This window comes from Methanobrevibacter sp. YE315, from assembly GCF_001548675.1.
GTDB lineage: Archaea > Methanobacteriota > Methanobacteria > Methanobacteriales > Methanobacteriaceae > Methanocatella.
Map to the genome: position 1 here is coordinate 451,871 of NZ_CP010834.1, position 12,848 is coordinate 464,718.

13 protein-coding genes are annotated in these 12,848 nt (G+C 33.7%); 5 read left to right on the forward strand and 8 right to left on the reverse strand.

What is annotated here, in order from left to right; translation table 11 throughout:
- Window positions 1-106: 106 nt before the first annotated feature.
- Window positions 107-1,525 carry a CpaF family protein gene (locus TL18_RS01960; RefSeq protein WP_067040559.1) on the reverse strand — a complete coding sequence of 473 codons (1,419 nt, stop codon included), beginning with the start codon at window positions 1,523-1,525 and terminating at the stop codon, window positions 107-109.
- Between the two features lie 133 nt (window positions 1,526-1,658).
- Here TL18_RS01960 and TL18_RS01965 point away from each other — a divergent pair, with 133 nt between their 5' ends.
- Window positions 1,659-2,555: a 50S ribosomal protein L11 methyltransferase gene (locus TL18_RS01965; RefSeq protein WP_067040567.1), complete on the forward strand. Its 897-nt coding sequence runs from the start codon at window positions 1,659-1,661 to the stop codon at window positions 2,553-2,555.
- 10 nt (window positions 2,556-2,565) lie between these two features.
- Here TL18_RS01965 and TL18_RS01970 read toward each other — a convergent pair whose 3' ends face one another.
- A complete protein-coding gene (locus TL18_RS01970) occupies window positions 2,566-3,822 on the reverse strand; it encodes a tripartite tricarboxylate transporter permease (protein WP_067040570.1) in 1,257 nt (418 codons plus the stop codon).
- A gap of 252 nt (window positions 3,823-4,074) precedes the next feature.
- Between TL18_RS01970 and TL18_RS01975 the strand changes: the two genes are divergently transcribed.
- The 4 genes from TL18_RS01975 to TL18_RS01990 all read left to right on the forward strand — a co-directional run bounded on the left by TL18_RS01975 (window position 4,075) and on the right by TL18_RS01990 (window position 7,800).
- Window positions 4,075-4,563: a hypothetical protein gene (locus tag TL18_RS01975; RefSeq protein WP_067040573.1), complete on the forward strand. Its 489-nt coding sequence runs from the start codon at window positions 4,075-4,077 to the stop codon at window positions 4,561-4,563.
- 557 nt (window positions 4,564-5,120) lie between these two features.
- Window positions 5,121-7,139, forward strand: a complete 2,019-nt coding sequence (gene feoB, locus TL18_RS01980) for a ferrous iron transport protein B (RefSeq protein ID WP_067040575.1) — start codon at window positions 5,121-5,123, stop codon at window positions 7,137-7,139.
- Window positions 7,140-7,320: 181 nt separating this feature from the next.
- Window positions 7,321-7,548 (forward strand): FeoA family protein, encoded by a 228-nt coding sequence (locus tag TL18_RS01985; RefSeq protein ID WP_067040577.1) that lies wholly within the window; start codon window positions 7,321-7,323, stop codon window positions 7,546-7,548.
- 54 nt (window positions 7,549-7,602) lie between these two features.
- On the forward strand, window positions 7,603-7,800 hold the full coding sequence (locus TL18_RS01990; protein WP_067040580.1) for a hypothetical protein: 198 nt from the start codon (window positions 7,603-7,605) through the stop codon (window positions 7,798-7,800).
- Here the strand turns inward: TL18_RS01990 and TL18_RS01995 are convergent.
- The 6 genes from TL18_RS01995 to TL18_RS02020 all read right to left on the reverse strand — a co-directional run bounded on the left by TL18_RS01995 (window position 7,797) and on the right by TL18_RS02020 (window position 12,847).
- Window positions 7,797-8,636, reverse strand: coding sequence for an ATP-binding cassette domain-containing protein (locus tag TL18_RS01995; protein ID WP_067040582.1), 840 nt, complete (start codon window positions 8,634-8,636; stop codon window positions 7,797-7,799). The genes TL18_RS01990 and TL18_RS01995 overlap by 4 nt on opposite strands.
- Before the next feature lie 9 nt (window positions 8,637-8,645).
- A complete protein-coding gene (gene cbiQ, locus TL18_RS02000) occupies window positions 8,646-9,476 on the reverse strand; it encodes a cobalt ECF transporter T component CbiQ (RefSeq protein ID WP_067040584.1) in 831 nt (276 codons plus the stop codon).
- Between the two features lie 113 nt (window positions 9,477-9,589).
- Window positions 9,590-9,910, reverse strand: a complete 321-nt coding sequence (locus tag TL18_RS02005) for a PDGLE domain-containing protein (protein WP_231483635.1) — start codon at window positions 9,908-9,910, stop codon at window positions 9,590-9,592.
- A complete protein-coding gene (cbiM, locus tag TL18_RS02010; RefSeq protein ID WP_067045337.1) occupies window positions 9,897-10,529 on the reverse strand; it encodes a cobalt transporter CbiM in 633 nt (210 codons plus the stop codon). Before cbiM ends, TL18_RS02005 begins: the two co-directional genes overlap by 14 nt.
- 257 nt (window positions 10,530-10,786) lie before the next feature.
- A complete protein-coding gene (locus TL18_RS02015; RefSeq protein WP_067040590.1) occupies window positions 10,787-12,064 on the reverse strand; it encodes an oligosaccharide repeat unit polymerase family protein in 1,278 nt (425 codons plus the stop codon).
- A gap of 12 nt (window positions 12,065-12,076) precedes the next feature.
- Window positions 12,077-12,847, reverse strand: a complete 771-nt coding sequence (locus TL18_RS02020) for an adhesin (RefSeq protein WP_067040592.1) — start codon at window positions 12,845-12,847, stop codon at window positions 12,077-12,079.
- Between the last annotated feature and the right edge of the window lies 1 nt (window position 12,848).

The following is a 12,848-nucleotide window of genomic DNA, read 5'->3' on the forward strand; positions in this document are numbered from 1 at the left end:
GGGTGCTTCATTTTCAGATTTTTGATTGGGGCTCTTTAAAAAATTAATAAGGGAGATGCAGATTCCCCCAACAGTTATAAAAAAATTCTCTAGAATTGTAATCACCTTAAATAATCTGATTTAAAATTTTTTCAGGCTCCCTATAATATAGGTCTAAAACCGGGTTTACCTCATCAACACGACGGATTCCCTGTTCAGCCATATGTTTCAAGACCACTTCCCTGTTGTTAATTTCACGGTGAAGGGCATTCAATGAATTTCCACTTAAATTAGCAATCTGATTCAATGTCTTGCTGCTTACAGAGACATTTTCGATTTTATCAAGTTCCGGATTCCATTGGAATAATCTGTTTAATTGCACAACCCCTTCTTCTGTACCCACTACCTCAGCAACTTCGCTTATGCGTCTGTAGGAAACTCCTGACGGCGTATATATTCTGTTCTGCATTATTATAAAATCGATTGCCTGAAGCATAATTTTCGGCACGGACATGGGTTCGTTAGTCAATCTGGTGATTGTTTCACGAGCATCATTGGAATGCAATGTACCAAAACCAGAATGTCCTGTATTTAAAGCAGTAAACAATGTTATTGCTTCCTCTCCGCGAACTTCCCCAACGATTATCCTGTCTGGCCTTTGCCTTAAGGAGTTCTTAACCAGGTCATTCATTGTAATCTCCCCTTTGTTTTCAATATTTGCCGGTCGAGTTTCCATTCTTATTATATGTTCATGGGGTATTTGAAGTTCCAGTGTATCTTCAATAGTTATAATTCTTTCTTTAGGGTTGATGAAGGCTGAAAGAGCATTTAAAGTGGTTGTTTTTCCGGAACTTGTTCCTCCGGAAATTATTGCATTTGCCGATTTTACCCCTAATCCGTCGATACATACCCATAGAAATGCAGCTAATTCGCAAGATATTGTTTTTGAATTTATTAAGTCGATAATGGTAAATGGGTCTTTTTTGAATTTACGTATGGTCAGGGAAGGTCCGTCAGCAGATGCCGGAGGGATTGTGGCGTTTATTCTAGATCCGTTTGTTAATCTTCCGTCTAAAATGGGTGTTTCCTTATCAATTCTGCGGTTGATCTGTCTTGCAATCGAATCTATCAGATTCATTAATTCATTTTCATCCGTGTACTGAATGTTGGTTTTCATCATGCCGTACTTTCTGTGGTAGATGAAAACCGGTTTGTTTGTTCCATTAATCATGATTTCCTCCAGTTCATCATCCTGGATTAGCGAATCAATTTTTCCGTATCCGATTATGTCCCTGAGAAATTTCTCTGATAATGTATCTAAATATTCATTTGTGGCGTTAGGCTTGTTATCCATCTCGAAAAACCTGTTGACTAAAAAGTTTTTAATGTCTTTTAGCAGTTTGTCTTCGTTTGGCTGGAAATTTTCACCTGAAGATATTGCTAAATCAACCAGATTTTCTCTTATTTCTCCCAAAAGGATTTTTTCTTCGTTGGAATAATTTTGTTTTTCTATGTCATATTGAGGTAGAATCTCTTTTTTGTTCATATTTTTCACCAATGGCGATTTTGATTACACTTAGAGATTAGTAATACTAATTTATATAGTTTTTATTACTTTTTACATCATAATTATAAATATGAATCACTAATAAAATATTACATGTTGTGGGGGTTTTTTCATGATAAATATAGATGAAAAAATAGAATTGCTCAAAGAATGTGAAAATTGTCAAGATATCCAAATAAAAAAATTCACTCCATTGGAAAAGTTAATAGATTTCGATGAACTTGATGGGGAATATATGAAATGTGTGTGTGGAAAAAGGCCAATTGACATTGTTATGAGCCATATTCTAAAAATAATGATTGAATCGGAAATAGTTCCGCAAACCGCTACACTTAGGCGCAATTCACCGGTTCCGCTTTCTGAATTTTATTATAGCAGTCTGAACCCTCAGTTCATTGGAGAAAAAACATTGATTTTGCTTCATCCTGATTTTACAAATGAAGTCGCCTTAAAATTAATTAATGAGGTTCCGGAAGTCAAATGCGTTTTAAAAGGAAGTCCTCAAGTTTTAACAGGTCAATTAGACAAGGATTCCGAAATTAATCATTTTGAAATACTTGAAGGCGATGATACGCAAATCAATGTAATGAGGACCCTACTGGGCGAAAAGGTCGTTTTGGTAAAAAACCAATCTAAACATCACATTGAAGTGGCCATGACAACCGAAGAAAAATTGCTCAGATTACATAACTATTTGGACAATAATTCCGTTAAAAAGGGTATAGCTATTGATGGAATGTGTGGATTGGGAGCATTAGGCATCTATTTGATTAAATATGGATTTGAAAAGGTAATATTCAATGATATTAATCCTGAAATGATTGAAGCCCTGAAATATAATCTGGACATTAACGGAATCGATGATAAGTTTGAAATATACAATGAAGCATTTGAAGACTTGGATGTTGGTCATGTTGACTTGTGCGTAATTGATGCTTATCCGGGAGCAGACACTTCTGAAATCATTGAAAAAGCACAAAAAACAGCAGATGATGTCATCATCATATAGCTTATTTTTTTTAAAACAGGAACATCTGCATATAGATTGCTATGGCAGGAATGATTAAAACACCCATCAAATGAGATTTGCCAACGCCAATATAGTGGGGCAACATTCCCATAGCCGTTGAAGTGATTAAGGCTAAGGTCATATATCCAATAGGGGCTTTATAATAGAAAACAAATATGTACAGTATTGCAATTTGAAGTAAGATGACTGCAATTGATAACTTTTTATAATCAAACCTGCTCATTAATCTGGAAAATGAATCACCTAATTTCAGGCTCACCACCAAGGATATGGAAACGGCAATTAAAGATGCAAAAATAAAGATTGCCAAATGATTTAAACTCATTTCAGAGATCAAATAGGACATATAGACTGCAATGCCGCTTCGGGGATTTCCGATGATATAAATGGCTATTAATGAGAATAGGCAATCTGAAATGTTTAATCCGGATGTCGCAAGTAGAAAATTGACGGTATCATCATCATTATTGTCATTCGTTCCGCTGACTGCTTGAGCGATTACGGTTCCCTGTGCGGGTCCAAAACCCGGCAAAAAGCCAAGAATTGCACCGGTTATTCCTCCAGCAAAAATGCTTTTGAATTTATTGTAGTCTATATTGAGTTCATAAAAAGGGTTTTGATGGGGGATGGTTGATGAATCATTGAGGCTGAATAGTATGGTGCTTATTCCAAATAGTCCTGAAAATGTGCACATCAACGAGATTCCTGATGGAATAGGTGTTTGAAATATAATCCAACCTAAAATTCCGGAGAGTATAAACAGTAATGAAGACCATAAAAAGTCTCTTGTGGTGTTTGTTAGCTTATAAGTTAAATAAACTGATGCAACAAGTAAAATAATCCATGTATAGGGTTTGGAAACATCATGTAAAAACGGCAGGGCGATTGCAAATAGGGGAAGCAATATTATGGTAACTATGATTGCTCCGAAGCCACCTACACTAACAATGCGTATCACTTCCTTTGATCTTCCTTGCAAAACCATTCTATGTCCGGGAAGAATTGAAGTTGCTGTTCCTTCCTGTGGCACTCCTAAAAGCATTGATGGTACAAATTCGATTAACGCATGTGCGATTGACATTGAAACCATCAGTACGCAAAGGAACTCTGGAGACACCTGCGATAATAAGAAACTTGATGATGCAAACAATATTGCTCCGGCAGTATTGACATGTATTCCGGGTATCATTCCTGTTGTCGTTCCAATTAATATACCTATAAAACAAGCTATAACCAATTCTATCATGGCTATTAATTATTTGAACGAATATTTAAACTTTGTTTAAGCAATTCGGTAAAATTGAAGTTATTTGAGGGAGTTGATTTCAAAAAATAGTCGAAATCTTCTTCTATTGGGTTCCTGCGATTTCATTGAAATTCTGGGTGATAAATCATCATGGAGATATCCAATTTCCCCAAATCAGATTGTCCAAGTCTTTTCTTGGCACCTGTTAATAATATGTCAATCTTTAAATAATATTTGTAACAATTTATTAACATGAAAAGAAAAATCATCATCATTTTAGCAATAATCGGAATTTGCTTTGTGCTATTGAGCCCTGTATGCGCAAAGCAGAAAGTTAATGTAAAGATTTCAACCGATGAATATCCATTGAATAATAAAGGCATCATCGTAATCAAATTATTCGACGGCAATGGGAAGCCGATAAAATCAGCAGGCAAGATAAACTACACAATCACAGACCAAAATGGCAATTACGTGTGGAAATGCAAATCATATAATGGTGAAATTCGAGAAAAATATGATGTCGGCGAATATAGGGTTAAAGTAGTATTCAAAGGCGATTCAAAGTATGATAAAGCTACAGAAACCAAAACGGTCATTTTAAAAGCATTCGATCCTTACACATATTATGATAATCATAATTGGGGATTGAACCAGGAAGTGGATGATTATCTTGAGTATAATTACTGGGATGAAGAGATTTATGATGATCCCTACACCTATGACGGTGAAGGATATTGATTTTTTTTAAAAAAAGAGAGATGATTGGTGTTTAGTTGAGGAGAGTTAAACACCAATTCGTGTTTTTTGGAAAATTTTGGCAGATAAATTTTCCGGATATATTAAATTAGAAAATTGTGGAAAGCTAATTTAATATAAAGTATGTATTTTTTTTGGAGATTGTATTTTTATTGACTGATACATGTTTTGTATCATTGTATGTTTTTCAAGTGAAAAATTTAGGTGTACCTAAATTATTTCTCACTTGTATAAAAGTAGGCGATAATAGTATATAAATGTTTCTAAAAATTTAGGTATGCCTAAATTTCCTCAACATATTTTCAAGATAGAGAATCATTATCATATAACAATTGTTATTAATATTATATAAATATTACATATTTAAGGTGCACCTAAATATTTAAATAACATAAAATTCAATATAAAATCATGTTTAGGTTAACCTAATTTTTATTATTATTTGGATAATCTTAAACTAAAAATAATTTTTTTGGTAATGAATGATATTTTAAGGGTAAAATATGATTCATTAAAGTCAATAAACGGGAGAATGGTTAATGACAGAATTAATTGTAGGGTTAGCAGGAAACCCGAACGTGGGTAAAACTACAGTATTCAATCAATTAACTGGTATGAGGCAACATGTAGGTAATTGGCCGGGTAAAACTGTTGAAAGAGCAGAAGGTCATTTCAAACATGGAAGCTACGAATATGATGTTATTGATTTGCCTGGTAATTATGCATTAAGTGCTCATTCTATGGAAGAAATTGTTTCTAGGGATTTCATTGTAGATGATGATTCTGATGTTATTATCAATGTAGTTGACGCTGCTAATTTAGAACGTAATTTATATTTAACAGTTCAAATGATGGAATTAGGTGCTAATCTTGTAATGGCGCTTAATATGAATGATTTTGCTAAGAAAAAAGATCATATCATCGATATTGAATTAATGAGTGAACTTTTAGGATTCCCAGTGGTTGAAGTTAATGCAAAAACCAAAGACGGTTTTGAAGAGTTATTAACTGCTGTTGAAAAGGCAGCCGCAAATCCGGTAGATAGCAGTGCTAAATTATCTTATGGTGATGAATTAAAAGAACACTTGGGTGACCTTCAAAAATTAATCGAACAAGATAGCAATTTATTGGATGTTCCTTCTGTTTGGACTGCAATCAAGTTATTGGAAAAAGATTCAATCGTAATACAAAAAGTACAAGGATCTCCAAAAAGTTCTCAGATTATGGCTGAGACTGATAAAGTTGCAGGACACCTTCATACTATTTATAATGAAGGTGCTGAAGAAGTTGTTGCAAATGCAAGATACGCATTTATCGACGGTTTGATGGCCGAGGCTGTTAAAAAGCCGGCTGTTGAAAAAGAAACTATGACCGATAAAATTGATAAGATTGTTACAAATAGGCTTTTAGCTCCATTTATATTTATTATTATCATGTATGCAATGTTCCAATTAACATTTACTATCGGTGCTCCTTTCCAGGATATGATTGATGAATTGTTTGGAATGATAGCTGGTGCTGTTGCCGAAGTTCTTGGTGAAGGTCTGCTTTCATCATTCATCTGTGATGGTATCATTGGAGGAGTAGGTGGTGTGCTCACTTTCTTGCCTATTATTATTCTAATGTTCTTATTCTTAAGTATTTTAGAAGATTGTGGTTACTTGGCAAGAGCAGCATTTACTTTAGATAAGATTATGCACAAAATTGTTGGTCTTCACGGTAAAGCTTTCATCCCTATGATTTTAGGATTTGGTTGTGGTGTGCCTGCTATTATGGCAACAAGAACCATGGAAAACGAAGGGGATCGTATGCTTGCTATGATGCTCGTTCCATTCATGTCCTGTACTGCTAGATTGCCTATTTACGGTATTTTTATAGCAGCATTTTTCACAGAAAATCAAGGGCTTATGTTGGTTTTAATTTATGTATTGGGTATTGTTGTGGCTCTTATTGTTGCAGCTATTCTCAAAAGAACAATGTTTAAAGGTTTATCAACTCCATTTGTAATGGAATTGCCAACCTATAAAGTGCCTTCCCTAAAAGGTGTATTATTACATACCTGGGAAAAAGTAAAAGGATTCCTAAGAAAAGCAGGTACTATTATTCTTGCTTGTTCCATCGTATTATGGATTTTACAAAACATCTTCCCATGGGGAGGAACAGATCCTCAAATGAGTCTTTTAGGTATGATTGGTACTGTTCTTGCACCAATTTTCGCACCATTAGGATTCGGAACTTGGCAAGCTGCCGTAGCAATTATCGCAGGTTTGGCTGCTAAAGAAGTTGTAGTTGCAACATTCGGTACTCTTGCAGGAATGGAAGAAGATGATGAAGATGGTATTACTGGTTTAGTACATGATACTTTCACTCCATTATCAGCATTTTCATTCATGGCATTTACTCTATTATACACTCCATGTTTCGCAGCTATCGGTGCAATTAAACAAGAAACCAACAGTTACAGATGGGCATTGATTATGTGTGGTATCACTTTAGTGACTGCATATGTTGTTTCATTCTTAATCTACAATGTTGGGATGTTAGCAGGATTTGGATAGTCAATTCCTATTGTTGAATGTGCAAAATTTCCTTCAAAAGATGATGATTAGGATTTATTCTAATTGTCATTTTTTCGATTTTTAGTCATAACTAAATATTTATATACTTGTTAATACATACTATTAAATAACAAGTTTTTAGCATGCCTAAAAATTATCAATGTTTTATTTTGGTGATAAGATGAAAACCTTAAAAGATGCAAAACCTGGGGAAACAGTTAAATTGGTAAAATATCATGAAACTGGGGATATAGGTTTAAGAAGACACTTATTAGGTATGGGTTTTGTTAAAGGAGCTGAAATTAAAATTAAAAAAGTAGCTACTTTAGGCGATCCTATCGAAATGAGTATTAAAGGATATGATGTTTGCCTTCGTAAAGAAGAAGCTGAAAACATTGAAGTGGAATAAGCTTCAATTTTTTCATTTATTTTTTTAGACTGATTTTATTAACGGTGTTATATTATGAAATGCAGAATGTGTGGGTTTGAATTTGATGAAAATGCATTGGAAAACCGAGGATGCTCTAGTTGCGGAAAACATAACTGCAATAGTTATCACTGTCCGAACTGCGGTTTTGCCAACTCTCCAGAATTAGATCAGGAATTCGAATTCATAACAAAACTCAAGGAAAAACTTAAAAAGAAAAACTCAACAAATTAAACTTTTTTTACTTTTAATATTTCTTCGACAGTTTCATCAATGCTGATTTTTTCAGTATCAACATCCAATCCATTTTCTTTTAATTTATACAATATTTCTGTTGTAACTGGTGCTTTTAAATGAGCTTTCTTTAACAGTTCCTTATCGGAGAATATCTGATGCTTATCTCCTTCAGCTATTATTTCACCATTGTATAAAACGAAAATTTTATCTGCAAACTGATTAACCATTTCAATGTCATGTGATGAAATTACAATGCTTATTCCTTCTTCATTCAGTTTATTTAGAATGGCCAATACTTTATCAACACCTTCGGGGTCGAGACCCGCAGTCGGTTCATCAAGTATCATTATTTCAGGCCGCATTGCAATAATTCCTGCAATTGCCACTCTTTTTTGCTGGCCTCCACTTAGATGATGAGGAGTTTTTTCTTCAAAACCGGACATTCCGACCATTTCTAAGGATTCTTCAATTCTTTTTTCAACTTCATCATAATCAAGACCTAAATTCATAGGTCCGAAGGCGACATCTTCCTTAACGGTAGGGGCAAATAATTGGTCATTTGGGTCTTGGAACACTATTCCCACTTTTTGTCTTACTTTAAGTAATTCGTCACGCTCAAAAATGATTTTTTCACCATCAATTTCAACATGGCCTGATGTAGGTTCTGTTAAACCATTGAAATGAGAAAACAGTGTTGATTTACCTGCACCGTTAGGTCCCATGATAGCTATTTTCTCTCCTTTTTTAATTTGAAGATTTACATTTTTCAAAGCTTCAGTTCCATCGGGATATGTGAAAGATAAGTTTTTTGTCTCTAAATGTATTTGTTCCATTTTCGCCACCTAATTTATTGCTAAGTTTTGACCAAAGTAACCCAATTGTCCAGAATATTTAAATAATATTATTTCCAGCACAATAACAAAGATTATGATTGTAAATAAGTAAATATAATCGCTTTTTTCAGGAGATTTTTTCTCATTAAACATTTCAGATGCATCTGAAAATCCACGGCTCACCATACTTTTGTGAACTCGCTCTCCCTGTTCATATGCTTTTAAAAACATCATGCCTATTGTATAACCGACTTGCTTCACTCTCCATTTGTAGGGTGTATTATTTCCGTGGATGGTGAAGTTCCTTGATTTTTGTGATTTTCTAATCGCTGCAAGCTCATCTACGAATAAAAATAAAAATCTGACCATAATTGATAAAATCATTGCTAAATCTCTTGGCATCTTTAATTTTCTAAAAGAACTTGCCATTTCCTGAAGGGGTGTTGTTGATGAGTATATGATAATTGCAGTTAAACAGACAACCATACGGGTAAATAATAAGATTCCCCAATTCAAACCTACATCTGTAACTGTTAGCCAGGAATAGTTCCAGAGTATATTTCCGGGTTGTATGAATGGTTGGAATATGATTACTGCTCCACCAAAAGGCAATAACATTAATAATCTTTTAAAAGAATCAACATATGATAATTTAGCTATCTTTAAAATGATTAATAGCATTATTTCAAGCATTATCGGTATAAACAGTTCTTTTGAAATAACACAAACAAGAATTATAAATACGGTTGATATTAATTTGATTCGCCCTTCTAGGTTATGTATGGGACTGTCCATTGATGCCAAATCATCAAATCTGATTATTTGTGTTATGTCTACCATTTTTATTCACTATTCTAATATTAAAAATTAGTATTATATTATTATTTTGTTATGCTGATTTTATAAAATTTCAATTACTTTTAAAAAAATAAGAAAAATAGAAATTAAATAAATTAATTTCTACTTCTAACAATTTCTGCAACTGCATACCCTACTCCTAGGGTTAGAATTGCACCAATCACCAGTGCTACGATTTGTAGTGCTTGGTTTTCGGGATCATTTGCAAATGCATAATCTGGGAAGATGGCATCAGGGATGCCTTTGATTTCTTCAATTGAGAAATCTTCAGCAAGTCCGGAATCTTCAGCGGACTTTTCAAGACCGTCAGGGTCACCAGATGCAATATATGGTGAAAGACAGCAAATTATAATACAAATGACCACTGCAACAACAATTAAGTATGTATCCTTTTTATCCATATTATGCATCTCCATTGTTCCATGCTAGTAAATCTGGTCTGAATTTGTCTAATGCTGCAAGGACAATTACGGTTAGTACTGCTTCGATTATTCCAATAAAGAAGTGGTATAAAACCATTGATGGGATACCAACATTGAATGGGAAGGTTCCAGCAATACCCATTTCGATAGCACAGGCTAATGCCGCAATTACAGTTGCTAACCATGCTGCGATACCTGCTGCAGGGTATTTTCCGATTGTTCCTTGTAAGAATTTAAAGGTGTATAATCCGACAAATCCTCCAATGATTGCCATGTTCAATACATTTGCTCCTAAAGCAGTTATTCCACCGTCACCAAATATCAATGCTTGGATAAGCAAAACAACGGTAAATACTATAACAGCAGCTTCTGGAGCTAAAAATACTATAGCTACGAGAGCTCCTCCAACCATGTGTCCACTGGTACCAAATGGGATTGGCATGTTCATGGACATGATTGCAAAGATACCTGCTGCGAGCACTGCTAAAAGAGGTATACGTTTTTCATCTAAATTAGATCTTGCCCATTTCACAGAGAAGTATAATGCAACAATTAAAATCACATAATATATGAGACATTGTGAAATAGGTATAAATCCGTCAGGTATGTGCAATTTTATTCCTCCATTTACATTGGGTAATACTTTTTTTGATTTCATTTATAAACCAAGTATTACTCAAAAGTATTATTATCTCTTATTTTTAGTAATATCAAGTTTGTTGGGAAGTTTATTAAGTTTAGTGGTTAATAACTTCGTTATGTTGCTTGACATTTAATATTTACATATATATAAGTATTTAAAGGTTATTAAAGTAATACTAATAAGTATTATTTTATATATTCAGTAATACTCGTGTCAAAAATATATGTCTAATTTTTGGAATTTACTATATTTAAAAAATAGATGAAAATGGCTATTGCAAAGTATAATAACACTTGAATATCTAAAATTCCGGTTTCAATGCCTAAAATGGTGTATGTCAAAATTAAACTATAAATGGCAATATAGAAGTAATCTTTTGTTTTCTGCATTATTTTATATCCAATTCCAAGTATGAATCCTAAAAGTAACATTTCAACTGCCACTCCAACCTTACCGAAATCAACTACCATCTGGCCGATTAAAGTGGGTGTGACTGTAACCTCGGTTCTCCATGCAATAAGTTTTCCCACCATCATTCTAGGTCCTAAGTCACTTCCGGGAATGGAACTTGCCAGTAATTTTCCGTGGGTTATTCCAAAGTTTCCACCAATAAAATCAAGCAGGTTTAAAACATGCAGCGTGAAATCCGCTCTGGATTGCAGTGTGTAGAAAGGGCTTGTTGAAGAAGTTATTGTCATTTCTCCTAATGACCTAAAATACCCGATTCCTATGATTGCACCTACACCAATTAATCCGCCCACTACCACTTCCCATAGGGAAACGATATTTCCATAGAAACCTATTATAATTATGATTAGAAATGCTGCAAGCAGTGGTGTCCTATACCCTAGAAGCAATAATATTGCAACATTCATGGCTAGCAGAAATATGTATCTGAATCTTGCTTGGGAGCGAGTAATCTTTTCATCCTGATAGTCTTTTAGATAAGCGCCAGCAACCAGGCAGGTTCCGGGAATTATTAAAAACACAGGCATTGTAAATGCGGGCTTAAGCAAATATCTTATTGATGGCTTTAAAAGAGGAATTCCTCCTACTGAAGCAATGCATATTCCGAAAAATACGATACTAACCAAAATCAAACAAAAACCGATTGAATATATGTCTTTTCTTTCAAATTGTATGATATTGAAGTCATCGTTAAAGAAGAATCTTGGAAGGATTGTTGATCCTATAAAAAATGCAATAAATGCAATCAGTAATGTAATAACTAAGCTTGTTGACGGTTTGTTTAAGGATAACATTAAAAAACCAGCAAATAAGAAAAGCACGATTAACGGATGGAATATGTGGTTTTTTAATATAACATTTTTATTTAAAAAGTTTATGAAATCTTCGCCAGGGTATAATTTTTTAAAATAGCTGTTTACCCATTGATCTTCAATAAATGACAAAATGGAAAAGATTGTGGTAAATAAGAAAGAGTTGTGAAATTCGTCACTAATTCTATTAATTATTGAAGTTATTGTTGAATAAATAATGCTCATAGTGCACACAACTTAAAAATTTCTAATATTTGTAATGTCATAACTGTTTTTTATATTTTCTAGTTGGCTGTCACTGCAGTTGTAAACTCTTATTGTAATGTCTCCAGTAACTCCGTTAATATTTCCAAGAATGGCATTAGCATCTTTAATATTTTGCATATTGGCTTTTTCAACTATTATCTGGTCATATGAATCTGTACCTGAATAGTGTATTGCCAATCTTTTATCTTGGGAGTTAATTTTATTCATTAACTCTTGGAATTTGATTGAATCAACTGAGTCAACAGAAACTATGGTTGTAATTTCAAAATCAGTATCGGATAAATTTTTAGCTAAATCATTTAATGAGGTAATCTTTTCAGGCTTTGCAGTAAATTCAACTAAATTATCATATTTGCTGCCATCACTTTCAAGTGAAATGGTTTTGATATAAATGTCTGCATTTGGAACGTTTTTGTATAATCCTGCCAAATAGGTGGCATTGTTGGAATCAATCAATATTTTCACATCGGATCCACCATTATTTCCAATCCATTTAACAGTGCCGTTCAGAGTTATTTCTTCATTATTGCTTGAATTGAAACCGTTAACGGTAGTTTTTACAATATTCCCGTCTTTATAATAATTTAGATATGTGTCCGGGATTTTGTTAATTGTTGACTCATCGAATGCAGTTTTCTGTATCTTTGAAGAGTCGTCAGCGGTAATATGTATAAATGCGAAAATCACTGCACAGATGACTAAGAATATTATAATGTAATCAATAATGGTAAATTTTTTCATA

Bases quoted from the DNA above. Each gene is read 5' to 3' on its own strand.
- TL18_RS01960 (WP_067040559.1), bottom strand. From the start codon at position 1,525: ATGAACAAAAAAGAGATTCTACCTCAATATGACATAGAAAAACAAAAT.
- TL18_RS01965 (WP_067040567.1), top strand. From the start codon at position 1,659: ATGATAAATATAGATGAAAAAATAGAATTGCTCAAAGAATGTGAAAAT.
- TL18_RS01970 (WP_067040570.1), bottom strand. From the start codon at position 3,822: ATGATAGAATTGGTTATAGCTTGTTTTATAGGTATATTAATTGGAACG.
- TL18_RS01975 (WP_067040573.1), top strand. From the start codon at position 4,075: ATGAAAAGAAAAATCATCATCATTTTAGCAATAATCGGAATTTGCTTT.
- feoB (WP_067040575.1), top strand. From the start codon at position 5,121: ATGACAGAATTAATTGTAGGGTTAGCAGGAAACCCGAACGTGGGTAAA.
- TL18_RS01985 (WP_067040577.1), top strand. From the start codon at position 7,321: ATGAAAACCTTAAAAGATGCAAAACCTGGGGAAACAGTTAAATTGGTA.
- TL18_RS01990 (WP_067040580.1), top strand. From the start codon at position 7,603: ATGAAATGCAGAATGTGTGGGTTTGAATTTGATGAAAATGCATTGGAA.
- TL18_RS01995 (WP_067040582.1), bottom strand. From the start codon at position 8,636: ATGGAACAAATACATTTAGAGACAAAAAACTTATCTTTCACATATCCC.
- cbiQ (WP_067040584.1), bottom strand. From the start codon at position 9,476: ATGGTAGACATAACACAAATAATCAGATTTGATGATTTGGCATCAATG.
- TL18_RS02005 (WP_231483635.1), bottom strand. From the start codon at position 9,910: ATGGAGATGCATAATATGGATAAAAAGGATACATACTTAATTGTTGTT.
- TL18_RS02015 (WP_067040590.1), bottom strand. From the start codon at position 12,064: ATGAGCATTATTTATTCAACAATAACTTCAATAATTAATAGAATTAGT.
- TL18_RS02020 (WP_067040592.1), bottom strand. From the start codon at position 12,847: ATGAAAAAATTTACCATTATTGATTACATTATAATATTCTTAGTCATC.